This is a genomic window from Mucilaginibacter sp. P5_A4 (genome assembly GCF_056400605.1).
The window spans coordinates 1-25,571 of record NZ_JBFUKX010000022.1; the positions used below are offsets into that span (position 1 = coordinate 1).

Annotated in this window: 19 protein-coding genes and 1 tRNA gene; 2 read left to right on the top strand and 18 right to left on the bottom strand. The window is 41.6% G+C overall.

Features of this window, described 5'->3' with window-relative positions; genetic code table 11:
* Positions 1-810 precede the first annotated feature (810 nt).
* Positions 811-1,788, top strand: coding sequence for a GlxA family transcriptional regulator (locus AC1DQW_RS14655; RefSeq protein ID WP_477454760.1), 978 nt, complete (start codon positions 811-813; stop codon positions 1,786-1,788).
* Between the two features lie 89 nt (positions 1,789-1,877).
* Here AC1DQW_RS14655 and AC1DQW_RS14660 read toward each other — a convergent pair whose 3' ends face one another.
* Positions 1,878-2,519 carry an HAD family hydrolase gene (locus AC1DQW_RS14660; protein WP_477454761.1) on the bottom strand — a complete coding sequence of 214 codons (642 nt, stop codon included), beginning with the start codon at positions 2,517-2,519 and terminating at the stop codon, positions 1,878-1,880.
* Positions 2,520-2,583: 64 nt separating this feature from the next.
* Here AC1DQW_RS14660 and AC1DQW_RS14665 point away from each other — a divergent pair.
* Positions 2,584-2,657, top strand: a tRNA-Ile gene (locus tag AC1DQW_RS14665).
* Positions 2,658-3,598: 941 nt separating this feature from the next.
* Here AC1DQW_RS14665 and AC1DQW_RS14670 read toward each other — a convergent pair.
* The 17 genes from AC1DQW_RS14670 to AC1DQW_RS14750 all read right to left on the bottom strand — a co-directional run bounded on the left by AC1DQW_RS14670 (position 3,599) and on the right by AC1DQW_RS14750 (position 25,312).
* Positions 3,599-4,585, bottom strand: a complete 987-nt coding sequence (locus AC1DQW_RS14670; protein WP_477454762.1) for a hypothetical protein — start codon at positions 4,583-4,585, stop codon at positions 3,599-3,601.
* 68 nt (positions 4,586-4,653) lie between these two features.
* On the bottom strand, positions 4,654-5,367 hold the full coding sequence (locus AC1DQW_RS14675) for a hypothetical protein (protein ID WP_477403134.1): 714 nt from the start codon (positions 5,365-5,367) through the stop codon (positions 4,654-4,656).
* A 31-nt stretch (positions 5,368-5,398) separates the two neighbouring features.
* On the bottom strand, positions 5,399-6,919 hold the full coding sequence (locus AC1DQW_RS14680; RefSeq protein WP_477454763.1) for a RagB/SusD family nutrient uptake outer membrane protein: 1,521 nt from the start codon (positions 6,917-6,919) through the stop codon (positions 5,399-5,401).
* 11 nt (positions 6,920-6,930) lie between these two features.
* Positions 6,931-10,095, bottom strand: a complete 3,165-nt coding sequence (locus AC1DQW_RS14685) for a SusC/RagA family TonB-linked outer membrane protein (RefSeq protein ID WP_477454764.1) — start codon at positions 10,093-10,095, stop codon at positions 6,931-6,933.
* Positions 10,096-10,319: 224 nt separating this feature from the next.
* A complete protein-coding gene (locus AC1DQW_RS14690; protein WP_477454765.1) occupies positions 10,320-10,670 on the bottom strand; it encodes a hypothetical protein in 351 nt (116 codons plus the stop codon).
* A gap of 213 nt (positions 10,671-10,883) precedes the next feature.
* The gene (locus AC1DQW_RS14695) at positions 10,884-11,024 is read right to left on the bottom strand and encodes a hypothetical protein (protein ID WP_477454766.1); all 141 of its coding nucleotides are present in this window, start codon (positions 11,022-11,024) and stop codon (positions 10,884-10,886) included.
* Positions 11,014-13,695 (bottom strand): M1 family aminopeptidase, encoded by a 2,682-nt coding sequence (locus AC1DQW_RS14700; RefSeq protein WP_477454767.1) that lies wholly within the window; start codon positions 13,693-13,695, stop codon positions 11,014-11,016. Before AC1DQW_RS14700 ends, AC1DQW_RS14695 begins: the two co-directional genes overlap by 11 nt.
* Positions 13,611-14,792: an NRAMP family divalent metal transporter gene (locus AC1DQW_RS14705; RefSeq protein WP_477454768.1), complete on the bottom strand. Its 1,182-nt coding sequence runs from the start codon at positions 14,790-14,792 to the stop codon at positions 13,611-13,613. The genes AC1DQW_RS14700 and AC1DQW_RS14705 overlap by 85 nt, the downstream gene beginning before the upstream one ends.
* Positions 14,793-15,554 (bottom strand): LamB/YcsF family protein, encoded by a 762-nt coding sequence (locus AC1DQW_RS14710; protein ID WP_477454769.1) that lies wholly within the window; start codon positions 15,552-15,554, stop codon positions 14,793-14,795. It abuts the gene before it with no gap.
* 10 nt (positions 15,555-15,564) lie between these two features.
* Positions 15,565-16,557 carry a 5-oxoprolinase subunit C family protein gene (locus tag AC1DQW_RS14715; RefSeq protein WP_477454770.1) on the bottom strand — a complete coding sequence of 331 codons (993 nt, stop codon included), beginning with the start codon at positions 16,555-16,557 and terminating at the stop codon, positions 15,565-15,567.
* A 1-nt stretch (position 16,558) separates the two neighbouring features.
* Positions 16,559-17,275 (bottom strand): 5-oxoprolinase subunit PxpB, encoded by a 717-nt coding sequence (gene pxpB / locus AC1DQW_RS14720; protein ID WP_477454771.1) that lies wholly within the window; start codon positions 17,273-17,275, stop codon positions 16,559-16,561.
* A gap of 598 nt (positions 17,276-17,873) precedes the next feature.
* Positions 17,874-17,999: a hypothetical protein gene (locus AC1DQW_RS14725; RefSeq protein ID WP_477454772.1), complete on the bottom strand. Its 126-nt coding sequence runs from the start codon at positions 17,997-17,999 to the stop codon at positions 17,874-17,876.
* A gap of 655 nt (positions 18,000-18,654) precedes the next feature.
* Positions 18,655-18,948: a hypothetical protein gene (locus tag AC1DQW_RS14730; protein WP_477454773.1), complete on the bottom strand. Its 294-nt coding sequence runs from the start codon at positions 18,946-18,948 to the stop codon at positions 18,655-18,657.
* A gap of 43 nt (positions 18,949-18,991) precedes the next feature.
* Positions 18,992-20,119, bottom strand: coding sequence for an NAD(P)/FAD-dependent oxidoreductase (locus tag AC1DQW_RS14735; RefSeq protein ID WP_477454774.1), 1,128 nt, complete (start codon positions 20,117-20,119; stop codon positions 18,992-18,994).
* Between the two features lie 245 nt (positions 20,120-20,364).
* Positions 20,365-21,030, bottom strand: coding sequence for a peroxiredoxin (locus AC1DQW_RS14740; RefSeq protein ID WP_477454775.1), 666 nt, complete (start codon positions 21,028-21,030; stop codon positions 20,365-20,367).
* Between the two features lie 353 nt (positions 21,031-21,383).
* Positions 21,384-22,124 carry a LytR/AlgR family response regulator transcription factor gene (locus tag AC1DQW_RS14745; protein ID WP_477454776.1) on the bottom strand — a complete coding sequence of 247 codons (741 nt, stop codon included), beginning with the start codon at positions 22,122-22,124 and terminating at the stop codon, positions 21,384-21,386.
* A 5-nt stretch (positions 22,125-22,129) separates the two neighbouring features.
* The gene (locus AC1DQW_RS14750) at positions 22,130-25,312 is read right to left on the bottom strand and encodes a histidine kinase dimerization/phosphoacceptor domain -containing protein (protein WP_477454777.1); all 3,183 of its coding nucleotides are present in this window, start codon (positions 25,310-25,312) and stop codon (positions 22,130-22,132) included.
* Between the last annotated feature and the right edge of the window lie 259 nt (positions 25,313-25,571).

A 25,571-nucleotide genomic window follows, 5' to 3' on the forward strand; every position in this document is an offset into this window, starting at 1 on the left:
TTTTTATATTATTAATAGCTTGTGGAAGCGTTTTTATATTATTAATAGCTTGTGGAAGCGCTTTTGCTTACCACGTAATTCCCTAATTTTTACAGGATTAAGTGATAAACAATTCCGGTTTCCTGAACGTGTTTCGGCTAAAAACATGCCATAAAAATTATGGCGGCTGTACCTGAAAAATGGCCGAAAATTAAATTTGAGGATTTAAGAAAATGACAAAAACTGATTTGAGGTTTTTTAAAATTTAAAGATGCTTTTCGATCAATGAAAAAAATATCACCAGTTTTAAAGAAGTAAAAATTAAGATCGTAGAAAAGTTACAAATTCTTGATGCAAAAACCTGACATTATGAAAAATCAGGAATTTCAGCATCGAAAAATTCAAAATTAGCCTTCCAAAAACCATCTCGGATTTAAATTACAGCTGATTTATCATTTTTTATGAAAAAACAATACTTCAGTCCCACATATTTGACGCCCTTAGTATTTCGTGAATTTTTTTTGACAATTTGTCACCAGGCATGACACAGGCAGATTACACTGACAAAAATCTTGAAAAACCATGACAAAGCACAGCCAATCCTTAATACAGATCAAAAAAATAGCTTTAAACAGCCCATTTTACAGCGTGCCAAAACAAGAAGCAGTTTGCATTGAAAGATTACCGCAGAAAATCAGGCATGCTGTAATCCAACGGGCTACGGAAAGGGTTCAAAATTGAATTAAAAAAACCGGAAAGGTATTGGACATAAACAAGCCCGGGTTCATAATAAATCTTGTTTGCAATGGCGCTTTATCATATTTTTGAGATATGAAGCATATATCCATCTTAGTACCCAGGGGTGCAATTTTAGGTAGCCTTGAAGGTTCGCGGCAGCTACTAACACAAGTGAACCAGTTTTTTTTAGCAATGGGCAAAGAACCCGTTTTTAAGGTTGAACTGGTTGGCCTTGAAATGGAAACCCCTGTTAGCGGTGGCTGCTTTACAGCAAATGCCAACGTTTTATTTAAAGATGTTAAGAAGACCGACTTGATTATAATCCCTGCCGTTGATGGAGAAATTAACGCAGCTATCGAAAATAATAAAGCTTTTGTACCCTGGATAATTGAGCAATATAATAGTGGCGCCGAGGTGGCCAGTTTATGCATGGGGGCATTCCTGCTGGCCTCAACAGGTTTGTTAAAAGGTAAAAAATGTGCTACTCATTGGATGGCCGCCAATCAATTCAGAACAATGTTTCCGGATGTTAACCTGGTTACCGAAAAAATAATCACCGATGAACAGGGCATTTATTCCAGCGGTGGAGCATTCTCCTATCTTAACCTTATTTTATACCTGATAGAAAAATTTGCCGGTCGTGACATGGCTATTTTAAGTTCTAAGGTGTTCGCTATTGAAATGGAACGTACCAGCCAGTCTTCGTTCATTATTTTCCAGGGACAAAAAGACCATGCCGATGACCCTATAAAAAAAGCACAGGAATTTATTGAAAACAATTACCAGGAAAAGATCAGCGTAGAGCAACTGGCATCCATGTTTGCTTTAGGCAGGAGAAACCTGGAACGCCGCTTTAAAAAAGCCACCGCCAATACCGTAGCCGAATATATTCAGCGGGTAAAGATCGAAGCTGCCAAAGTAAGCCTGGAAAGGTCGCGCGATAATGTGAACGAGGTGATGTATAATGTAGGCTATACCGATAATAAAGCCTTCCGCACTACATTTAAACGTATAACAGGCCTGTCGCCCATTGATTACAGGAATAAATACCAGCGCGAGTATCTGAACTGATAATAAGCCCCCTGATAACAACATGAACCTGGCAGGAGCATATCATTCCGACTCGATAAAAAGGGTCGATAAGGCTTTATATACAGAACTTAACATCCATTCATGCCCCCGTTTCTTTTAAAAAATTGCTGAATGGTATCGGGCTTTGTCATCAAAAAAGTATTTATGCCCAGTTTCTCTGCCCCTGCCAAATGCTGCGGGCTATCATCAATAAACAAAGTTTCGGCAGGATCAAGGCCGTTTTCGTTTAATACCAATTCAAATATCCTTGATTCTGGTTTGCGCTGCCCTGTGAGGTGCGAGTAATAAGTTTTCTCGAACAAATGATCGTTACCATCAAAACCAAAATCAGTTTTCAGGTAGTTCATGATATGATCATAATGGATGGCATTAATATTACTGAGTAGGAAAGTGCGGTATCTGCCCTTTAAATTCAATAATAATTCGTGGTTGCCTGGTTCAATTCCGAGCAGCATACTGTTCCAGGCAGCATTAATTTGCTCATCGGCAAGTTCGGAATTACCAGATTTTAGCCTGATATAGTCTCTGAACTCCCCGGCAGAGACCTCTCCCCTGTCAAATTTATCAAAAATTTCGTCCTGCTGTTTATGGCCGAAAAATTCAGTTGCGTTATTGATACCCAACTTGTTCCATGCCTGCTGAGCCTTCAGGAAATCGATATTGAATATAACGTTACCGTAGTCGAAGATGATATTTTTGATATTTTGCATAAAGGGTTTTGTTATTTGCCTGCAAATATGTAAAATTGCACCCGTTAAATAAACACAAATAACCGCGCCTATAGCTCAGTCGGTTAGAGTAGAAGACTCATAATCTTTTGGTCCCTGGTTCGAGCCCAGGTGGGCGCACAAGTAAAGCCTTGATAATCAAGGCTTTACTTATTTAAAACCTTAATTTTTCTTAAAAATTCAATGCGTTTTCGAAAAATCAAAAACCGCGTTTTTAGCGTTTAAATGCACTTTTTAAAAAAATAAACCTTGAGACGTCTCAAATACATCTCAAAAAACTAACCTTGCTTCAATCCTCATTACGAAAAATGGCCTTTGCGCATTGTAAATACGGTTTTTCAGTAATTAGGGTCATTGAAAAGCAAAAAACAAGTAGTCTTTTTGTCGATGAAGGCCCCCTATCTGAGACCAACATAGACTTAAAAATTTTGAATATTAAATAGGTAATTCTTATCTTTACTTTATCTCAACACACAGCGACTGGCTACCTGTTGTTCCGCTGGATTTAAAATTACCCAGCTTTGCCCATTTTTAAAATCGCAGATAAAACCGTTCTGTCTAACAGAAACGCTCAATTTATTTAACACCTTTTCCTTAACAATACAAGCGACGGTTTTACCCTAGTTCCGATCTTTAGATAATAGTAATATGTTGGTGTTTACAGTTGCTGATTCAAAAATCTTCTCACCTGAAAAATCGACTAGAAGAATTGGATTTGTTTCGTTTGAAAAAAATGTACGGGTTGACTGTCCATAACTTGTTCGTCTGGGGACTTTAAAGGGAGAATGACATAATAAGCAACGCTGTCATGAGTTCTATGAACAAAGGTATTTACGCATGTGGTGCTGCAAGCTAGGCTTGCTGTTAGTTCGAAAATAAAATGAGCAATAGCTTAGTTCATAATAATATTCTCTGCACTTTACCTAAAGGACAAAAATTACCTGATAACAAAACAACCGGCAACTAATTGAGAAACATTAGCCGCCGGTAGTAGTTATAAGCTTGTAATATTAATTGGGGTTTCTGTAAAATATAGCCTGAATGCTAGATAATACCAACTATTATATATGCTCTACGTCAGTAAATTTAACCAGCACTACATACGTTCCTTCCAATTTGACTTGCCACGACCATCTTGGATTTACAGAGAAAGTTGCTGTGGTGGGGAGGCCGGCAATTGGTTTAACAAACTTGCTTGGTATCCTGTAATACATCAAAAATCCCCAGTCGGTTGTTGGTGTTACATACTTTGCCAATGGGAAAGGAGCCACTTCAAAGTCGCAGATCATGGAAGTATCGTTCTTTGTAACCGGGTTAAACTTGGCATAGTTTTCAAATACCGGCCTGTCGCCCCGCTGTATGATCTCGCCTGTCCTGGGGTTAAATGGTTTATTATTTTTATCAACCATTTTTAAAATTACCCTTGCGCCGTCGGCAGATATCCTGGTACAGGTTACTACAGGATTTTTAAGCGGTGTAACGGCCCCGGTGGCATCATTAAAGGCATTCGCAACATCATCAGTAATTGCAAAAAGGTCATCGGTGGTAGGGTCAACAACGTTAATGTTAGCCAACGACGGGAATACTTTAGTACCGGTAGGGTTTGTAAACTGTATATCAAATGTGTACCTGCCAAGCGGTAAATTTATCGATGCCTTATTAAATGTTAATTGGCCGCTAACCTCGTTAAATGACATAGGGGGTACTGTTTTGGTTTCCCTTTTCGCGTTTAACTGTGCCACCGTGGTATCTGTTGCGGCATCAAAAGATAAACCTTCTTTAAATGTCAATATCTGGTATGGCGTGGTAAATTCCTTTGGGGCAGGGCTGCCATCAACACCTCTTAAATTAAGCATTTTAAAGCTGTATGGCGGCGTTGAACCATCGGCATTTATCCTGTCAGACTGGTAAAGGATCAGCCCGCGTTTGGCCAAAAGCTCGTTATCCTTATAACGGATAGCGTCGCTTTGAAAACCGGTCGGGATTTTTTTACAGGCAACAACACTTCCTAAAAGCATTATGCCAAAAATATATTTCTTTACTTGCATATAATTTATTTTTTAGATACAGTGTATATAAAATCTACCTAATACACACTGTATTAGATTGTTGTTAATTAATTACCGGTTGATTGTGCATTGAAAAACAAACGATGGTAGCCATTTAAAACGTGAACTATCCCGGTAGTGGTAATAATGCCGGAAGTTTGAACATCAACAGCCTGGTCTTTTTCGTCATCGGGAATAGTGCTTGGGTCAAGCTGCAAATCGTCCCTTGATCCGATTACCTTTATGTAATTAACATAATCAACATGATCTACGTAGCTGCCATAGTCAAATGACCGACGAAACTTGATCAGGTACTGTATGGCAGAATTAGGCTTTCCTGGCTTTGCCGGGATAGGGCCAAGTAAACTATTATAAAGCTTACCCGATACGGTGATCTGGTCCCGGTTTATTTTGCCTGCAAACATGTAGGTTTTTAATGAATCGCTCAACTCTTTTGATGGAATGTCCTTAATGCCAAAATCAAAGTTTTCGTTCCCCGTTTCAAGCGACTTTTGAAACTTTTTGGCTGCTACATAGGGTACAATACCATAGTTGGTGGTAACAAAAAAGGTAATGTTGCTGTTAACTACGTCCTTTAAGCCGGCCTTGTCAATGATCCTGACCAAAGAATCAAACTGGGGTTTTGATTTCAGGTAATCGTATGTTGTCATATTAACATGGGGGTCGCTTACGCCGCCATCGTTTTTGTAGGCATCTTTTTTGCACGAAGCAATTAAAAAGACTGCAAAGCATAAACATAATATACTTATATATTTTTTCATGATATTCTCTTGTTTAGTACTATACATTTTATTACACTTTACCAAGCCAGTATTTAGTTTGTTTTAATAACGGGTTTTGCCTGAATAAAGCAGGATCAACCGGCCAATAATAACCCTCGGCTTTAAATCGGGGCAATGTTAACCAGTCCACATGATTTTGGTATTCCCTGGTTCGTAGCAGGTCATAAAATATCTCGCCTTCCAGGTAAAACTCTTTACCACGCTCAATACCATATTCATACATCACATCGCTTAACGACCAACTGTCGTCTATCAAATACGGGTTCTTATCAAACCTTGTGCGCCAGTTATTTATGATTGTAATTGCGGCGGCTTTATTTCCTTTGTATAAAGCTATTTCGGCCTTTAACAACAGAAAATCACTTAACCTAAAGATGATCATGTTGTTGCTCAGGTACGGGTCAAGCTTTTGGGCCAGGTTTCTGTATATAACATTACTATACTTGGTACACATGGGCTGGGTAGAGGAAACCAGTTCAAAGTTTTCTTTATAACGTATATCGGTCGATCCGTCACCGTAATGATCACTCAGGTACCTTGGCACTACAAAATCGCGCGGGTTTGTAGTGCCCTGGTTTATATAGCTCTGGTTTAAAAAATTGATCCCAATGCCGGCGTTTGAACCTTCAAGTGTGTTTTCACTCATGTTAATTTCAAAAATACCTTCTGACGACCTGCCAACAAAAACGCTTTTGTATTTGCTGGTATCGGGAAGTGAGTAACCTCCGCGGGCCATTAACACATTAATTGTTGTATCGGCACTGTTTACATCGGTAGGGTTTGGCACATCTGATGTTACATCAAGCATTGTTGCTCTCCAAAGGTATAAATGAGCAAGCAGCGCGTAAACCGCACCAGTGTTGGCAGTAACTTTGGCATCACCCGCACTGGCGTATGACCAGGTTAACAAACGTGCCGCTTTATGGCAATCATCCTCTAYCAGTTTCATTACATCAGCTTTTGGGCTTCTTGCTAATTGAGGAGCAGTAAGCGGATCGTCATAAGCTTCGGTAACAATCGGAACATCGCCCCATACCCTAACCATCATAAAATAACTTAGTGCCCTTAAAAATAAAGCCTGTCCAAGTATGTCGTTTCTGAACGCAGTAGGATTATCTACAGCTTTCAACTGATCATCAGTCATTTTCGACACATTTTTAATCACAATGTTAGACATCGCAATAGCTTTATAGTAATTGGTATAGTTACCCAAATTCTGCAGGTTATATTGAAATGTGTAATCGCCATTTTGTATACCTTCAAGCCCATCGCCATTATATTGAATAGTAAAATAATTTTTAGCAACGGCTTCGCCGTACATATAATACCTATCGTTATAGTTAGTTATCGCAGCGCGCACCAGTGCATAATTACCGGATATAGCATAACGGGCATCGTTCGCATTTTTCCAGAATACCTGCTGGTATGTTGAGTTTTTAGGTACTTGTTCCAGCAATTTCTTGCATGAACTTAGGCTTATAAAAACCAGTATACCACAAAATATGCTTAATTTTTTATATGTATTTCTCATCGTTATTTCTGTTATAGATTAATTTCAAAACCTAATGTATATTTACTTGGAATAGGATAGCCCCCGCCATTATATTCGCCGTAAGGGTTTACAGCTTCGGCATCCGGCAGGTTTTTAGATTGCTGGAACATTTTCACGTTATCGGCAACAACGTATATTCTAAATTTGCTTAAGCCAAGTTTTTTTAATGCATTTTTTGGAAAATCATACCCGGCGTTTATACTCTTAATCCTAAAATATCCTCCTTTTGTAAGAAAAAATGTTTGGGCACTGGTATAGTAATATCTGTAGGTTCCTATATCATATTTAGCATACGTTGCATTTGTATTAGTAGGGGTCCAAATATTAACCTTGCYTAAATCTGGTGTTGAATAGTAAACAAAATTGTTTACAGCATTACCATCCTGTGAATTTGCAAACCTGTCTGAGTCAAACAAGTTCAGTACATCCCTGTCAAAAGTGAATGTACAGAAAATGCCGAGGCTAAAATTCTTGTAGTTGAAGTTGTTGGTCCAGCCACCTGTGTATTTAGGGTTTGGATCGCCGGATACTTTTTTATCGGGGTTTATACCACTGTTAAAAGTATCTATAAAGTAATCTCCATCCAAATCGGCCACGTAAAAATCACCCGCCTGGTATGTGCCGTTACCATTACGGTATTTTTCGCCCGTTAACGGGTTTTGAGGCACGCTTGCATTAGTTGGGAAAACACCTTTAGTTTGGTACAGGTAAAACGCGTTGATAGGACTACCCACTGATAAAACGTGCGATTTATCAAACCTGTCGCCGCTCAAAACCAAATCCCGGCCGCCATTTGGCAAGCTGGTGATAATATTTTTATTGTAAGAGATGTTTAAGCGGGAACCCCATCTGAAAGCACCTTCAAGCGGGTTTGCCGATAATGTTAATTCAACGCCTGAGTTACGCACACCAACAGAGTTGGTTAACGCTATATCGTAACCGGTTGTTACCGGCAAATTTACTCCAAAAAGCTGTAATGAATTCTCTTTATTATACACATCAAATTGAATTGCGTATTTACCGTTTTGTATTTCAAGATCAGTACCTATGTTCCATTGTTTCGACCGCTGCCAGCTTAGGTTATCCTGGGCCGCGCCATCATAAAAATTAGGGGTTACAGATGTTACGCCATTATAGGAGGTAGCACCGCCATTGCCATCAAAACCACCGTTATTTACACTGTAAAGGTTATACTGCAGGTAGTTATTATTAGGCAAGCTACCAGATGTACCAAGACTTGCCCTTAATTTAATCAGGGTGAAAATAGTACTTGGATTATCTTTCATAAATGATTCTTCGGATATTAACCAACCAACTGATGCGGCCGGGAAAAAGCCCCATTTATGATTTTTGCCAAAGCGGGATGAACCATCAGTTCTTGCGCTTAGTGAAAACAGGTAACGGCTATCATAATCATAAGAAAGCCTTGAGTAATAAGATACTAAGCCGTACGCCTGGTAATCAGAACTGGCACCAATTTTTGATTGCTGGAAACCGTTAACAACCTGGATATTATCTGACGGGCCGTTATAACCAGAGGCTATAGTATTTTGAAATTGGTTATAGTTAATATCCTGCCCTACAATAAAGCTTATGGTATGTTTTTTAAATACATTATTATAAGTTAAAAAGTTAGACGTGGTTACCGCAATAGAGTTGTCGGCATAGCTATATGAATAGTTACCCTGGTTATTTTGTAACAGATCGCTCCTGCTTAAATCCCTGCGGTTTGTGTTATATAAATAGGATGACTGCGAGTTGAATGAAAGGTGTTTAGAAAAATCATAAGATAAATTTAAATTGAATGTAAATTGATTACTTATGTTTTTATCTAAATTCTGGCTGTAAGCCCCCAAATAATACGCCTTTTTATCAGGATCTAAATTCAGCAATGATGAAGGCATATTTCCCGATCCCAAACTTATTGGGCTGGCGTTATTACCATTACCCCTGGCATTATCCGTGCGTGAATAAGCTACCAATGGGTTAATAGTTAATTTACCGTTAAGCGCGTGAGAAATAAGATTTAACCTGGTTGAGAACCGTTTAAATCCTGTGGCCCTGATAATACCTTGCTCGTTATAATAACCGGTACTGAAACGATAAGTTGAATTTCCGTTACCGCCACCGCTTAAGCTGAGATCGGTGTTGTTAATTTTCCCGGTTTGATAAAAAAGGCTCTGCCAGTCGGTGTTACCGTTAAAAGCCGAATTTAAACTATCTGTTAAGATGTAAGGCAGTTGTTGTTGCTGGTCATAGGTTAGCTGGCTTTGCAAAACACCCATTTTTTGCCTACGTTCTGTAGTACCTAAGGTTACGTCCCTTAGGTTAGGGCGTTGTGTAAGCCCAACATATGACCCCAGCGTAACACGCGGTTCGCCGGATAGGCCTTTTTTGGTGGTAATCAATATAACCCCATTTGCCGCCCTTGAACCATAAATTGCCGCTGCCGATGCATCTTTCAATACGTCGATAGTTTCAATATCAGCCGGGTTTATACCAGCCAGGTAGTTGGCACCGGTACCTGCGCCCGGCCCTACGTATTGTTCTGTTGGCTGTGGCACACCATCGACAACATACAAAGGGCTGTTTACCACGTTATATTCATCATAGCCGCTGCTTACTAATGAGTTACCCCTAACCGATACCGTTGGTGTTGCACCGGGCATACCCGAAAAGTTTTGCACGTTAACACCAGAAAGCCTGCCCTGTAAAAGCTGATCAAAACTTGCGGATGGCAGGTTGGCAAGCTCCTTTGCCGATATACTGGAAATAGCCGCTGTTGATTTTTTCCTGGTAATTTTCTGATAACCGATAAGTACTACCTCGCTCAGTGTTTGCTGATTTTCCTGCAGTACTAAAGTAACTGTGTTTTTGTCGCCAACCGTTACTTCAAAAGGTAAAAACCCTACGGTTGTACCAACCAAAATAGCTGCGGCTTTGGTGGTCCGGATGGTAAATTCTCCTTTTTCATTTGTAGTAGTCACGTTTGTGGTACCCTTTTCGGTCACAGTAGCAGCTATAATAGGCAAATTGTCTTTATCTACTACTTTTCCCCTTACAACCGTTTGAGCAAACGCTAGCCGGGGAATCAGCCAACAAAGAAAAAGGCATACAATCAAGAGTTTCCTGTAGAAAGTAATTTTTTTTTTCATAGTTAATAGTTTTTTAATAAATAGTGTTAATTAATAAAATCAAATATATATTTCAATATCAAATTATACATGCGTTATATTACCCAATTTCAACATTATTTTAACATTTCTTAACACTTTAACTTTTGCAAATACCTCATTTATACCTATTTAAAAGAACATAGCATAGCCACTACAACCATTTGCCGCACTAACATATTATTACTAATAATAAATATAAAAACTTAGAAATATATAGTTAAATAACCCCGCCCACGTGGCATATTTTGGGTATCGAAAGCTTTATGTTTTATTCCTTTTTCGACATCAACAAGATAGTATTCGCTTTGGTTGCCGGCCACTCTTTTTCCGTACCAGAATTGTTTACCGTTTGATTGCCAGTTTGGCCTGATGCTATAATTAAGCGGCAGCTTTTTCCATGCCGAATCGAGCTTATCAACATTGGCATAGGTTTGCAACATCTGTGCATGGCTGGGTAAGTACGGTGTAACCCCGCTTTGCTGCGCATAGCCTACAGCAGCAGTAAACACCGCAGTAAACAAAAAGGGGAACAGGTACAAACGTCTGCCATGCATAGAGATAAGATTGGATTCACTAAATTAACTGAAACCGGCCCCTGAAATTTCAATAAATTATCAATTATTGACCAATAATTATCTATTTGTTAATAATATTGGCTTTCTTTTGATAAAAGCGTTTACCAAAAGGAGTTCTTTATAGTTTCAATTCTACATCCTATGCTTTTCAGATCACAGTTTTCACCAGGTTGATGCGATCTAATATTTAAATTAAAACGCTGCAACATATGGGGTCAGGAAATCGTCTTGCCTGTTTTCAAAGAAACCCAGCATTGCAGAAACACCCACGCGATGCGGGGTAATTGCAAATAAGTCGTCGCCGGCTGTTCGCTCAAATTGATTAAGTGCCATTTGCCCCTGGGATGGGTTTTAGGATTTGCTGCGCCCGGTACAGGTTGTCCGTAGCCTGCAGTATTTTGGCTTTTAATTTCGGGTTATAGCTGGGGTGCTGTTTCAGGAAATCGCGTACAATCTGGCAGGCTTCTTTGCTTTGGTAGCTGCCGAACACTGCGGCCAGCCATGATTGCGGAAAGAAAACGTCGCCGGTTCGTTGAATTTCTTCAAGCAGTTCCAGGCTTCTGGGCAGGTATTTGATGGATGTGCGTTGTCTTAACGGGTGATTTAAGTAACTCAGCCCGGTGGTTACCCAGGCTTCCTTTGCCCTGTTTGTGCGTTCAGACAGGCTGTTGAAAAATGCGTCGCGTTCCTGTACATTTAAGGAGAGTGCCGGCATGAGAAAAGCCAGTCGGTTCCTGCGTTCAGTATTGCTTATCCGGGCTTGCTGCTGTTTTAGTACCGAAGTAACTGTGTCACTTTTCAGGGCTATGGAAAGTGCCATGGCAGTATAATCATCTTCGGCCAGTTTAATGCCGGCGGGCGGTTTTTGGGTTAACCATATCTGGTAAATACGGTTTGTAGCTTCGGCACTTAAAGAGATGTTTTGGTAAGCGCCAAAGAGTATTTTTTTATTATTCGCGGCTGTTTGCTGCTCCATTGCTTCCCATAGGGTATGCGCCAACGCGGTGCTTAAAGCAAGCCGGTCTTCGGGTAAGATGAATGTCCAGTATATGCTGGTAAGATAACCGGTAAGCAGGCGCAGGTTCATCTCGTTTTTTTCTATACTGATACGGTGCAGGTAAAGCGTTAATAATTCAGCCGGTTTGAAAGTACGCCCGGCCAGCATATGCTCATACGCATTTATATAAGCCGATGCGCGTTGCAGGGGGCTTTCCAGGTTAAACAGACTGGGCGTCATTGCTTTATCCGGCGGGAACAGTCCATAGCCCGTCCCATCCGAGTTAAACAGGATGAACGAGGGTTTTGCGAGGCCTGCCGCTGCCTTCAGTACAATTTGTTGTGCATTCATATTTACCGGAATGGCTTTGCTGTGATCCGGGTAAACCAGTGTGAGCTGAAATACCTGCGGCCATATGCGTAGCGACCCTGCTTCCGGATGTTGGCTGATGACCAGGCGGCTGATTTTGTTTCCGCTATAATTCGCTTTATAATCAAACACCGGCCTGCCGGGCTGACTTACCCAGACCTTGTTCCAGGTATACAGGTTGGCCGTGCTGTATTTACTCAGTATGGCGATCAGTTCGGGCCAGGTTGCATTGCCGTAGGCGTATTTTTTCAGGTATTCGCGTACGCCTTTCCGGAAACTGGTCTTACCCATCAGGTTTTCCAGCTGGCGCATCATAATGGGTGCTTTATGGTAGATAATATTGCCGTAGAGCGAACCGGCCTCCTGCAAATTATCCAGTTGCTGACGGATAGGGTTAGCACCCATGGTCCGGTCAACTCCATAAGCCGCGGGGTAATGGTCCTGCAAAAACTTAAGGTTAAAGGTTTCGGCGCCCATCAGTTTTTCGGTCACCTTATCGGCCATAAAGTTGGCAAACACTTCCTTCATCCAAACATCGTTGAACCACGCCATGGTCACCAAATCGCCAAACCACATATGCGCTGTTTCGTGCGAGATCAGGTTGGATCGTGCGATCAACTGATCTTTGGTCGCGCCTTCATCTAAAAACAAGCTGGAAGCCTTATACTGTACCTCGCCCGGGTGTTCCATACCGCCAAACTGGAAATCAGGTATGGCCACAAATCCTACTTTTTGAAAGGGGAAAGGTATGCCTGTCCAGTTCTCTAAAAAGCTGACGGCATCCCGGTGTGCCCTGAATATGGAATCGGTGCTTAATTTGATTTTGGTGGAATCGGTTTCCCGGTGCAGAAATTCGGTGCTTCGTGTGCCGGTCACCTGCTTTACATCCGTATACTTCCCTGCGGTAAAGGAGAACAGGTAGGTAGGCAGTTTGTCGCTGGCATTAAAAAGGTAATTCCTGAATTCGCCCTCATCATTTACGTTCTTTAGGGTACCATTAGCTAATGCTTTCCATTCCTTTGGCACCTTCAGGCTTAAATTAAAAGTTGCTTTCAGGTCAGGCTGATCAAAACAAGGGAAAACGGTACGGGCGCGGTCGGGCACAAACAATGCATATAAATAATTATCGTTACGGTTTAATGATTCGTTACCGGCAATAAAATTAACCGTGATATCGTTATGCCCTGCCTTTAAATATTCAGGGGCAATAATGATATGTTCGTGCTTCGCCTCAAAAGGGATTGCTTTCCTTTGGGCCGACCATACATTTTTAATGTGCTGCGCATCCTGCTTAAAATCCATTTGTAGCGGCTGGCCGTTGTCTTTTAAATTAAATGTGATATGCGCCACACCGGTGATATCATCAGCCCGGTTTAAAGGGACTATAAATGACAGGGTATATTCTACCTTACTGATGACCGAATGCCTGTACTGTGCCAATTGGTACGACACGCCTGCCGCAACAGGTATGGGTTTAACTTTTTGTTGCGCTATGGCTACCGCGTTTGAGCTCAGCAATAATAATATCAGTTTTAATAATTTCATGCGTTGATTTAATATCCTAACATCTGGGTTATCGCGCCAATGCTCATCCAGGTCATGGTGCCCACGACCAGCACGCCTAAAATAGTAAGCCATAAAGGTTGCTGATATGTTGCTATGATCTTTGACCGGTAAGCCGCAATCAGCATAACGCCCAGCGCAATGGGCAATATAAAGCCGTTAATGGCGCCAACGGCCAGTAGTATTTTTACCGGTTTACCTATCGCTAAAAAAATACTGCAGGATATGATAATGAAGCCTATAATAATTTCGCGGTTCCATTTCAATATCAGCGGACTAAAACTTCTGATAAACGAAACGGAAGTATAAGCGGAGCCGACTACGGAAGATATACCTGCTGCCCAGATGATCACCCCGAATAGTTTATAACCAAGCTGCCCGGCGGCCAGTTGAAATACGGAGGCCGCCGGATTAGCGGGATCGAGCCGGCCGCCGGTAGTTACAACACCCAGAGCGGCGATAAATAACAACAGCCGCATGAGCGATGCTAACCCGATGGCACTTAACGCGCCACGATTAACGACAGGCAAATTTTGTTGTCCGGTTATCCTGGCATCCAGTAAGCGGTGTGCCCCGGCAAAAGTAATGTAGCCGCCTACTGTGCCGCCCACAATGGTTAGCACGGCTGTAAAGCTGAATTGGGTGGGATTCACCGCCCGGATTGCCGCTTCGGCCAGTGGCGGGTTACTGATATAAGCAACATACAAGGCCAGCCCTATTTTCAGGCAACCCATGCATTTAGCAAACAAGTCCATGGCTTTGCCGGATTCTTTATAAATAAATATGCCTATCGCTACAATAGCGCTCATGACGGCCCCTTGCCCTGCGCTAACGCCAAACAATACATTCAGGCCTAGCCCGGCCCCGGCGATATTCCCTATATTGAAAGCCATACCGCCCAAAAACACCAGGAACGAAATAAAATAACCCAGGCCGGGTAAAAGCTGGTTGGCGATATCCTGCGCTGGCTGATCGGCTACGGTAATAATGCGCCAGATATTTAACTGGGCAATGGCATCAAGGACAACAGATAATAAGATCACAAAGCCAAAGCTGGCGCCTAACTGTGCGGTAAATACGGCGGTTTGTGTTAAAAACCCGGGGCCTATCGCTGATGATGCCATCAGGAAAGCGGCGCCTGTTAAAACGCTCCAATTGTGCTGTTTTTTCATTTATTGGGCCGGGGCTTTTATACTGATGCCTTCGGCTTTCAGCCTTTCGCTGATCTTTTTGGCAAATTCAACCGCATGTGTGCCATCACCGTGCAGGCATAGTGTTTCGGCTGTCAGGCTGATGTTTTTTTTATTGGCCGATATGACTTGTTGTTGTTTCACCATCATCAGCACCTGGTTGATAGATTGTTGTTCGTCGGTAATCAGCGCGTTGCTTTGGGTGCGCGGGGTAAGCGAGCCGTCGTCCTGGTAAGTGCGGTCGGCAAACACTTCTGATGCGGTAGCCAAACCCAGTTTTTTAGCCCAGGTAAYCATTTCGCTGTTGGCCAGTCCGTATAAGATCAGCGAGGCATCAAAATCATGCACAGCCTCGGCAATAGCTTTAGCTAAATTAATATCTTTAGCGGCCATATTGTATAATGCCCCRTGTGCCTTTACGTGGTGAAGTTTTCCGTAAGCACCTTTAACAAAGCCCGATAAGGCGCCTATCTGGTACAGGGTCATCTGGTAGGCTTCATTAGCAGATATTTTCATTTCCCGCCTGCCGAATCCCTGCAAATCGGGTAAGCCGGGGTGAGCGCCAATGGCTACGCCTTTTTTAACCGCCATGCCAACCGTATGCTGCATTACTTCGGGATCACCGGCATGAAAACCACAGGCTATATTGGCCGATGTGATATAGTCCATCAGGGTATCATCATTGGGCATGGGGTAGTTGCCAAAGGCCTCACCCATATCGCAGTTCAGGTCTATGCTTTGCATTGATATCAATTTATAAATATTTGATTTGTACAGCAGTAGTTAGCTGATGTAACTGTTGTTCACGTTCAATATACAGCATTTCTGCTTCACGCCGGCTGATCTCTTTAAAATAAATGGCATCGCCTGGTTTTAGCTGGGCGCATAAAGGCATATCTACTCCGGCCACCTGTGCAATGCGCGGATAACCGCCTGTGGTCTGGCAATCGGCCATTAAAAGTACCATAGTGCCGCTGCCGGTAACCTGTATGGTGCCGGGCGTTACGGCCGTACTCAGCAATTCATCTTTCTTGAGACGCGCTATCAATGCACCTTCCAAATGATACCCCATACGGTTACTTTGTTGACCAATGCGATATGGTGTTGACAAAAGATCGGTGATACACCGGCCATCAAACCAGCCAAATTCGTTTCCCGGTACCATCCTTATCGTTTTACGGTCGGCAGGTAAAAAGCATTGCCGCGATATGCTCCATGCGGGGTAACTGATTTTTACGTTATTAAGGCTTTTTAATATTTTTTGTGTTCTGTCAGATAGTCTCTCATCGTTTTTTAAGACATCTCCTTTTTTAAGCGCCCGGCCATCTAACCCGCCAAAACCGGCAGTTAGGAAAGTGCTTTTACTTCCTAAAATTTCCGGCACATCCCAGCCCCCTGCAACGGCCAGGTTGGTGCGGCTGCCGTATGGGTTATTTGTTAATTTTATGTTTGTTCCCGATGGAATGAAAAGAGGGCGTCCGGCCGGTAATCTTTGTTCGCCTGATTGTAATAGTGCTCCATCGCCGGCATAAGCGATCAGCAAGTCGGTTTCGGAAATGAACTCCGCATCTGCATAAGTAAATTCAATTACTGCTGCGTTGTCTCCGTTACCTACGGCTTTGTTGGCAATGCGCGCCGATAGTGTGTCCATAGCTCCCGATAACGGCACTGCCTGTGAGCGGTATAGGTTACGCCCCAAATCCTGTATAGTGCTCATTAAACCGGGCTTTACTATCCTTATCTGCATATTACCCGGCCATTAATTTGTTAAATTCCTTTACATCGATGGCCTTAAAGATCACCGTATCACCAGGCTTTAATAATGATGGCTGCCTGCGATTCAGGTCAAACAATTTCAAAGGTGTTTGCCCGATTATCTGCCAGCCACCAGGGGTTTCCAAGGGATATACGCCTGTTTGCTGCCCGGCTATGCCGACTGCTCCGGCCGGTACGGACTTTCGTGGCTTTTCTTTGCGTGGTGTGGCCAATTGTTCATCCATTCCGCCCAAATAGGCAAAACCAGGTACAAAGCCTATCATATAAACTATATAGGTGGCTGTACTGTGGAGTTTAATTACCTCGCTTGTACTCATCCCGTGCAAACTGGCTACCTCATCCAAATCAGGGCCGAGGTTTTCGCCATAGCATACCGGGATAATAATGGTATCCCCTTTAACCGGTTTAACCGTTTTCTTTTGAAGATTTAAATCATTCAGGTAGGCCGATACTTTTTCAAAGCAGCCCGCGCCCGGTAAACGAGATTTGACAACTATAACAGGATCATAAAAAACAGTCAGGGTGGAATAGGCCGGTACGGTTGTATGGAAACCCGGAAATGGCTGCTGATAAAGCAATGCGTTTAAACTATTGACTGCGTCTGATAAATTCCCGGCAATTTGTTGTCCAAACTCAACCGTAACGGCTACTTCGCTTAAATGATAAATTTTAAAGACTCCGTCAGGCATGGATATACTTAACTGTTAAACAACCGGGTTTTACTTGGATAAATCTCGGCAATACTGTTTACAGTTGCAATTATACGCCGGCATTCCATAAAATTTATGAAAATCAGGTTTTGGTTTGTTTTAATACCCGGATGGACTGCAGCAGGTTAAAGACAAAGAAAAAATATAAATAACCTGGAACGGGCGGGTTTAAAAAGTTGCAGGTTAACGAACAAAAGCAAGCCATAAAGCCTTTATTATTAAGCATCACTGATTAATTACTAAGCTATAGCCAGTAATTTTTTTATGCATATACCAAAACAGCTCTATTAGTTTTCAGACTGTATTATTTAAAGTTTTTTTGAGTAAAAACACCCGATGACATGACAGACTTTCCGAGCTATCTGACATATCGCAAAAAAATCCTAAAAAAAGGATGGTATATGCGAAAAATACTTTGAACTGGAGTATACCAAGCTGGATGTTTTCACTTGAACCTTCCGCCTCGCTCTTGTCCTCTTGGAAATATGAGTGTAAATAATAAATAGTACATACCTCCACAATCGTCTAATCTTTATCCAGATATTCGTCGACCGTTTTATGATAATTATCGACAGATTTAAAGGCAACGCGGTATCCCTCCCATTGCCATATAGATTTGTAATATCTGGTATTTATCGAGCTTGACTTTTCTTGCTTTTAAAAATTCAGTGGTTTCCGCAATTCTGCCAATTACGTCTTCCATGGATTTATAATTTTATAAGTTTTGGCGCGATATAGCTTTTTATATCACGCCAAAACCTGGTAAAATTGCCGGCGAACCTTTTTTCAGGCCCGGTCTTTCGGAGACAGGTCCGCTTTTGTGCCACGATAATCTGGTTAAATTACAGATTGAACAACCAAGGAAATCTTGACTGTTGCAAATTTAAAATTTGAAACTTAATATGTTTGTTTTAAACACAGTGTTATACATTCAATTATTCAACAGTTCGGAAAAACTGATCTGTTGAATTTTGATAGGAGCAAAAGACCATATGTGATTAAAAATGCATTACAAATGTGTTACAATTGTGTTACAGCCAATTTTGATTTTTCAAAAATTTAACCCTAAATTGGCCTCTGTAAATCAGAAACGCAGATTTTCGCCCAATTTAAAATTGGTTTTCAAAAGACTCATAATCTTTTGGTCCCTGGTTCGAGCCCAGGTGGGCGCACAAAAAATAAAAAACCACAATTCCAGCTTAGGAATCGTGGTTTTTTATTTTGGAGAATTTTCTTGACCTTTATTTAGAGCCAAATAAGCGACTGTAATTAAGTTAATTAGACTTTGGTTTTTTAAATTTTCAGGTTCGATATTTCAGCAACTCAGACAAATCTTCCTTTCATAAGATGAATAAATTCTATTCAACCAATCCCCTTTGTTTATTAGCTTCCGCAAACTGCTGAATATCGTTTTTATTGAAGGCTACCAACTCAATAACATTTGCATGGCGCCGTAAAAACGGGGGAACAATTTGAAGCGCCTCTTCTTTGCTTTCGAACTCGCTGATGAAAAACGATTTGTGAACGCCCGATTTACAGCCCCACCAGGCATGTGAAAGCAGGTGTGAGCCCGACTCTACAAACAATTTGATCACATGCTGGCATTCAATAGTGTTTTCTGAGTGGGGAATTTCTATTAGGTAAGTTGTCATTTTTTCAGGTTTAATTGGTGAAATAATCATTAGGGTCGCTTTGCTATAATCCAAACCAACGGGCTTTTCTGCTCGAGCCAAAATGTTGCTTATCAATTACCAGGGCTTCAGAAGCATCATGATGAATGCCAAAGGGTTTGGGGCCAGAGAAAAAGTCAACGTCAACACGCGCCACCTCACCTTTACCGAATTCAATATAGCAAGAGCCTGCACCAGTGTAAGCGCTTTCGTTTTCTTTTCCCCGATAAGCCGCAATGATAGAAGCCGCGGCAATTTTTGCAGCGCCTTCGGCGAATACGCCGGCCTTTGGTGTGCCCACGCTGGTTACATCGCCAATTGCGTAAACATTTGGAAACCTGGTTAATAGATTTTGCCTGTCAACTGGTATCCATCCGTCAATAGCCAAACCGCTTTGCAATACTACATCCGGCGCAACGTGCTTTGGAATACCCAGAAACAGATCGAAAGGCATTTCAGTCCCATCATCAAGAACTACAGTATTTGCGCGAAGTGATGCCACTTTGTGCTGCGGTATGAATTGAATGCTTCTTTCTTCAAAAGCCTTGATCAAAGCTTTCGAGGAATCTGGCGACGGAGGAATTGGAGATCCAAACGGTATCACCAAACTTATTGTGCAGGCATTACGCACGCCGGCTTTGGTAAGATGATCGTGCAACATCAGCGCGGCTTCACTGGGTGCCGGCGGGCATTTAAAAGGCGCTCCGCATACACCTACAATAGCATGACCTTTCCTAAACCGTGCGATGTGATCCCTCAATTTTTCTGCACCTTTAAAAGTATAATATTCGTTGCCGTGTTCAGCGAGTCCGGGGGTTGCATTAATGTTGTAATTGGCACCAAGCGCAACTACCAATACATCAGCCTCATGAGTTCCGTTTTGCGTAGTAACAGTTCTGGTTACCGGGTCAATAGCCGTGATTGTTTCTTTACAAAACCTTACGCCCGGTTTGGCAATACTGCTATAAGATATTTTGACTGCATCGGGTGCTTTGTAACCAAACATGACATCCAGCTTTGAAAAGCCAAAATAAAAGGAATCATTCTGATCTATTAGCGTAAGATCAAGGTTCTCCCCTATCGTTTCAGAAAGTATGGAGCTGAGCTCTAACCCTCCAAAACCAGCGCCCAATACCACGACACGTAATTTCATTTCCTATTTTTTTATGTTTGTTTAAAAAATATTTTTGAGATAACAGTCAGGGACGGGCATAACCCTGTAACAGCTCCAAGAGTAAAACCAGCGGCAGGAACATAAAGCACCCAATTTGTTCTGGAGAAACCCGTAAGATAAATGCCTGTCCACAAAATCGTACCCACAAAGGCAAACCATATGCGCATTGATTTTGACACTCTCATAATTTCTTTACCATGTTGGAATAAATGAGTAATTTCAGATTAGTTTTTACCTGGCTGCGGAACAAAACGCAGGTAAGGTTTAACAATCTTTAAACCCACCGGATACTTTTCCCGTGCATCTGCTTCAGCTAATGCTGCCGGAATGATCACATCATCTCCGTTGTTCCAGTTTACCGGCGTAGAAACCTGGTATGCTGCGGTAAGTTGCATAGAATCAAGCACACGAAATATTTCGTTAAAGTTACGACCGGTCGACATTGGATAAGTCAAATGCAGCTTTACTTTTTTGTCTGGGCCAATAACAAATACAGTGCGTACAGTTTGATTGTTAAGAGGCGTTCTGCCTTCTGAAGTACCGGGTTCGTCGGCAGGAAGCATGTCATACAATTTGGCAATGGTTAGTGAAGGGTCACCAATCATGGGATAGTTTACTGCCACTCCTTGTATGTCTTCAATGTCTTTTTCCCATCTTAAATGACTCTCTACAGGGTCGACGCTAAGACCGATGACCTTGCAGTTCCTTTTCTCAAACTCAGGTGCCATTTTTGCCATGTAACCGAGCTCGGTAGTGCAAACCGGCGTAAAATCTTTCGGGTGAGAGAAAAGAACAGCCCAGCCATTGCCGATCCAGTCGTGAAATTTGATGGTGCCCTTTGTTGTTTCGGCTTGAAAATCTGGTGCGATATCGCCTAATCTGATGCTCATGACTTTGTATTTTAATTGTTTGATAATGATGAAGTGAATTGTCTTATTATAATAAGATGTGTCTCTTTTTGCAGTTTTCGCATTCGTAAATTTGGGGCTTTACGGCTCCGAATGTGATCAGCGTTATAAAGCGGCTTATAAGTGTTTTTTTTTTGAATCAACCAAATTACCACCGCACACTGTGCAGCGTACCCCTATCACTGTTCGTTTAATAATTATCTTGTCTAAATCTATCAGTGTCATAACAGGTATGAAATTGCATACGTTTAAAATGATTCTGAAATAAAAGGGATAAACGCCCCCGGTTAGGGACGAACTACCGGAAGTTTGTGAAAAAGAAAAGTATCGGGCTATTAAGCTTCTTTTATTCCTAAAGCTTTAAAGAGATCCTCTTTATACGATTTCCCAACGGGGATCTTAGTTCCGTTAACCGAAACTTCGGTAGGAAAAACATCATCAATTAGGTTGATATTTACAGAATAACTGCGATGGGTACGAATGAACGTTCGCATATCCAGTTGCTCAATAAAATCGCTAAGCGTAGACCGAACCATTACTTTTTTGTGCGACTTGAGATTCAATGTGACGTAATTCGCATCACTCTCCAGGTATAGCAGGTCATTAAAAAATATCTTCCTGAATATGTACCCATCTCTCACAAACATATACTCTTTTGGATGATGAGTATTTGGATCGTCATGCCTTGCGTTATCGCGGTTAGCGGTAAAATTGCTGAATGCAATTTCAATAGCGGCAAACAATTCTTCTTTTGTAAAAGGCTTAACAATATAAGCATGAGGCTTCACCTTTTTAGCGCGGTCAATCGTTTCGCCATCGCTGTTAGCAGTTAAAAAAATGAATGGTATGCGGTACAATTCATTAAGCTTTTCAGCGACATCTATCCCATCTTTTTTGCCTGATAACTGGATATCCAGTAATAATAGGTCGGGCTTATCCTGATCAAGCATTTTCAGTGCTTCGGTATAATTAATAGCAGGACCACAATGAGGGTAGCCCAATTCATCCAGGGTGTTCAAAATGGTTCTGGCTATTACGAGTTCATCTTCTACAATACCTATTTTTAAAACGCTCATGGGCTTTAGTCTTCTTTTTTACGCAAGTCGCGGTTAGTAAAGTTAATAATAAATGAAGCGCCGTTTTTGTACTTATATCTCACACTACCACCAATTTGCCTGCTCAGGTCATTAATCAATTGTAAGCCGAGTGTAGTCGCACTGGCTAAATCAAAATCTGCAGGCAAACCAGGGCCGTTATCGGAATAAAATAGTTCATATTTACCTTCAGCTACAACATGGATTTCGAGGTCTATCTCACCTGCTGCAGTACTATCATTAAATGCGTATTTGAAAGAATTGGATAACAATTCATTCATAATCAGGCCAAGAGGAACTGCAGAATCAATGTCAAGATGGAAAACAGGCACCCCGACATTTATCACTATCTTATTTTGCTTTTTATAAACACTCTCTACTTGTCGGCACAGATCGTTTACGAAGCGTTTTAATTCGATACTGCTTAGATTTTCAAATTGGTAGAGGTTCTGGTGTATCAACGCGATGCTTCTTACGCGGTTGCGACCTTCCATCAATGCATCTTTTGCGGTTTCATCATTCACAGTTTTACTTTGCAACTCCAGCAGCCCCGAAATAACCTGCAAATTATTCTTTACGCGGTGATGAATTTCTTTCATAAGCACATCTTTGTCCGTAAGCAGTTCCACCTTTTCTGATAGTGATTGTTTTAGCTGTGCGGTTCTTTCGCTTACAATTTGCTCCAGCTTACTTTTATCAGCTGCCAATTGTTTTGTTCTCCATTTTATTATCCGGTAAACTGCCATTATCAGAAAAACGGCAAGCAATGTAATAAACCACCATTTAAAATAAAATGGCTTTAGCACAAACAAGGGGATAGTTAACTCGCTTTTACTCCAGGCGCCCTCCCGATTTTGTGCTTTGATATGTAATATGAACTGCCCATATGGCAAACCACTGATGCGAATAGAGTTTTCATTAAAATAGATCCAATCTTTGTCCACCCCTTCGATCTTATAGGCATAATGGTGCACTTCATCTTTTGCAAAATCCAGCAACTGAAATTCAAGTGTAAAAAAACGATCATTCGGCGCCAGCGTAATTTGTGAGCTATTCAATAACTCCGTGGTTTCATTAACCAGCTTGTTTTGCGAACCAATAAACTGGTTAAAAGCAATTACACGTAACGGCACGTTAAACGAGCGGATATCTTCTACCATATCTTTTGGGTTAAACCCAATGATGCCGTCTAATCCGCCAAAAAAAAGCCGTCCGTCCTTTGCTTTGAACGAAGAAGTCCTGTTAAACTCGTTGTTCGATATACCATTTGCTATAGTATAGGTATTTGCAGCAAATGTTTTCTTATTGAAACGGATCAAGCCATAATCGGAGCTGATCCAAAGGTTATTATATTCATCCGGCTCTATCCTGTACAACACGTCCGAAGGGAAGCCGCTGGCGATATTGAATTGCTGAAATGTACCTGCTTTCCTGTCCCAGCGGTATAGGCCTTCTCCATTAGTGGCCAGCCATATAATGCCATTAGCATCGGCATAAGCATCTAATAAACTAAGCTGAGCGATGACTGGTGATCGTTCATTAACAATTGTCCATCGCCGATTGCCTTGTTTATGACCATCAATAATTTTGTATAACCCGTTCTCCGCCACTGCCCATATCGTTCCCGCCTTATCTGTAAAAAAACGGTACACAAATTTTGCTTCGGGAAGTTTTTTAGACTCATACTCAAGTGAATCAAACTTTTTGCTGTTGGAATTGAATAACGAAAACCCGTTGGTTCTTCCCAACAACAGCAGGCTGTCATTCACAGAAAACAAGGACCATATTTCATCCATTTGCCCGCCCGTGTATTTAGACAGTGTGTTTTTTTTGTCATTATACTCATACAGACTATAGCCACCACAGTACAACGACGAATGATGATTGGTAAGTGCGTACTTGTATTGATCGTCGGTAACGTACTGCATTTTACTACCTTGTTGCTGAAAAGTATGCGTCCAGATATTCGCCACTACCTTGCCGGTTTCGTCGGCGTATATTCCACGGGCCTGGTTGTTTTTTTCAACAGATTGTTGCCTGGTTGTAAAATAGGGTTTAAAGCGATTTTTCTCTATCTTCAATTGCAACACGCCGAGCGTAGTGCRAAGCCAGAGGTTCCCAAAATTGTCAGGGATGAGGTTGTAAATGAAAAGATTTTCAAAAGTCTTTATTTCTGAGTTTGAGGCTACTTTCAAAAAAATGTTTTCATTCCAGAGGTATAGCCCATCGGGAATATCAAGAATACTGGATGTGCCATCCGTTGAGTTTGCGGCCTGGTACCAATATTTTCCTTTTATGCTGTCTGTATTAAATCCTTTTATATCGGCGGGGAACTTAATTTCACCCTTACCCGTTATCATCCCAATATTAAATGTATTGGGTTCGGCGGTAGTGGTATAGGTAATTAAAAGATCATGCCGACTGTTAAAACCAACCGGCAGCGATCTTTGCGCATCCTTTTGAGTAAAGGCAATCACGGTATCTTTCGTCACCAAATACTGTGTAAACTGGGTGAATATTTTCAGCAGCGCTTTTCCCATGCCGAACATACAGAAACGACCTGTGGCCCTATAATCCAAAGAGGACGTGACACCCGGCCTATCCCAGTCTTTCATTTCATAGCGAAGCGTAAACCCTTTTTGGGAAGTGTATTGCCAAAGCCTGAAAGGACGGGCTGTAAGGAAATCAATTTGATTGGTGCCGTCATTCGAGATCCAGTAAACATCCGACTCCTTAAAAGGCAGTTTTGGAAAAGCATCCGTTAGTGTTTTAACTTCCTGCGTCACAGTATTCATCACATCCACCTTACCGTTTGTTGTAAGTTGAAAGCCTGTACTACCGTATTCAATGAACAGGTTATTGGCGTCATCTTTGGCAAGCTGTACCACTTTGTTGTCCTGCAGATGATTTCTCTGGCGGGTAAAAAGCAAACAATTTTTACCATCGTAGCGATTAAGCCCGTTGCGTGTACCAAACCACATAAAACCCGCCTTATCCTGTAGTCCGCAAAACACCTCGTGAGAAGCCAGCCCATCTTCAATAGAAATCATTCTTTTGGTGATGGTATAGCCGGTAGTATTATTTTCAAATTTGCTTTGCCCAAAAACAAATACGCCGGTTAATATTAAAACCAAAATCAATATGTAGCGAGAAAGAAACAGGCGGCTCATAATATTGTTGAAGATACTTTTTTTTGATTATAATCCCATTGCCCTGTTAACGGGCACCGATTAAGATTTGCAGCTATTTACTCATCAATAGGGCACCATGTAGTACAAAAAATTTGAAGGCTTCAGCTCTACATTTCGGGGTTAAAATCAGTACGCATAAATCAACTACTCAGAAAAAAAATGACTGGAGGATTCATAATCTTTTCGCCCCGGCATTCAAACGAGTTTATCAGTTTGAGAATAAGGCTAATTTTCTTGA

Bases quoted from the DNA above. Each gene is read 5' to 3' on its own strand.
- AC1DQW_RS14695 (WP_477454766.1), bottom strand. From the start codon at position 11,024: ATGGCACTTAATCAATTTGAGCGAACAGCCGGCGACGACTTATTTGCA.
- pxpB (WP_477454771.1), bottom strand. From the start codon at position 17,275: ATGCCTGACGGAGTCTTTAAAATTTATCATTTAAGCGAAGTAGCCGTT.
- AC1DQW_RS14730 (WP_477454773.1), bottom strand. From the start codon at position 18,948: ATGACAACTTACCTAATAGAAATTCCCCACTCAGAAAACACTATTGAA.
- AC1DQW_RS14725 (WP_477454772.1), bottom strand. From the start codon at position 17,999: ATGGAAGACGTAATTGGCAGAATTGCGGAAACCACTGAATTTTTAAAA.
- AC1DQW_RS14655 (WP_477454760.1), top strand. From the start codon at position 811: ATGAAGCATATATCCATCTTAGTACCCAGGGGTGCAATTTTAGGTAGC.
- AC1DQW_RS14675 (WP_477403134.1), bottom strand. From the start codon at position 5,367: ATGAAAAAATATATAAGTATATTATGTTTATGCTTTGCAGTCTTTTTA.
- AC1DQW_RS14690 (WP_477454765.1), bottom strand. From the start codon at position 10,670: ATGCATGGCAGACGTTTGTACCTGTTCCCCTTTTTGTTTACTGCGGTG.
- AC1DQW_RS14715 (WP_477454770.1), bottom strand. From the start codon at position 16,557: ATGCAGATAAGGATAGTAAAGCCCGGTTTAATGAGCACTATACAGGAT.
- AC1DQW_RS14735 (WP_477454774.1), bottom strand. From the start codon at position 20,119: ATGAAATTACGTGTCGTGGTATTGGGCGCTGGTTTTGGAGGGTTAGAG.
- AC1DQW_RS14660 (WP_477454761.1), bottom strand. From the start codon at position 2,519: ATGCAAAATATCAAAAATATCATCTTCGACTACGGTAACGTTATATTC.
- AC1DQW_RS14705 (WP_477454768.1), bottom strand. From the start codon at position 14,792: ATGAAAAAACAGCACAATTGGAGCGTTTTAACAGGCGCCGCTTTCCTG.
- AC1DQW_RS14740 (WP_477454775.1), bottom strand. From the start codon at position 21,030: ATGAGCATCAGATTAGGCGATATCGCACCAGATTTTCAAGCCGAAACA.
- AC1DQW_RS14670 (WP_477454762.1), bottom strand. From the start codon at position 4,585: ATGCAAGTAAAGAAATATATTTTTGGCATAATGCTTTTAGGAAGTGTT.
- AC1DQW_RS14700 (WP_477454767.1), bottom strand. From the start codon at position 13,695: ATGGCTTACTATTTTAGGCGTGCTGGTCGTGGGCACCATGACCTGGAT.
- AC1DQW_RS14745 (WP_477454776.1), bottom strand. From the start codon at position 22,124: ATGAGCGTTTTAAAAATAGGTATTGTAGAAGATGAACTCGTAATAGCC.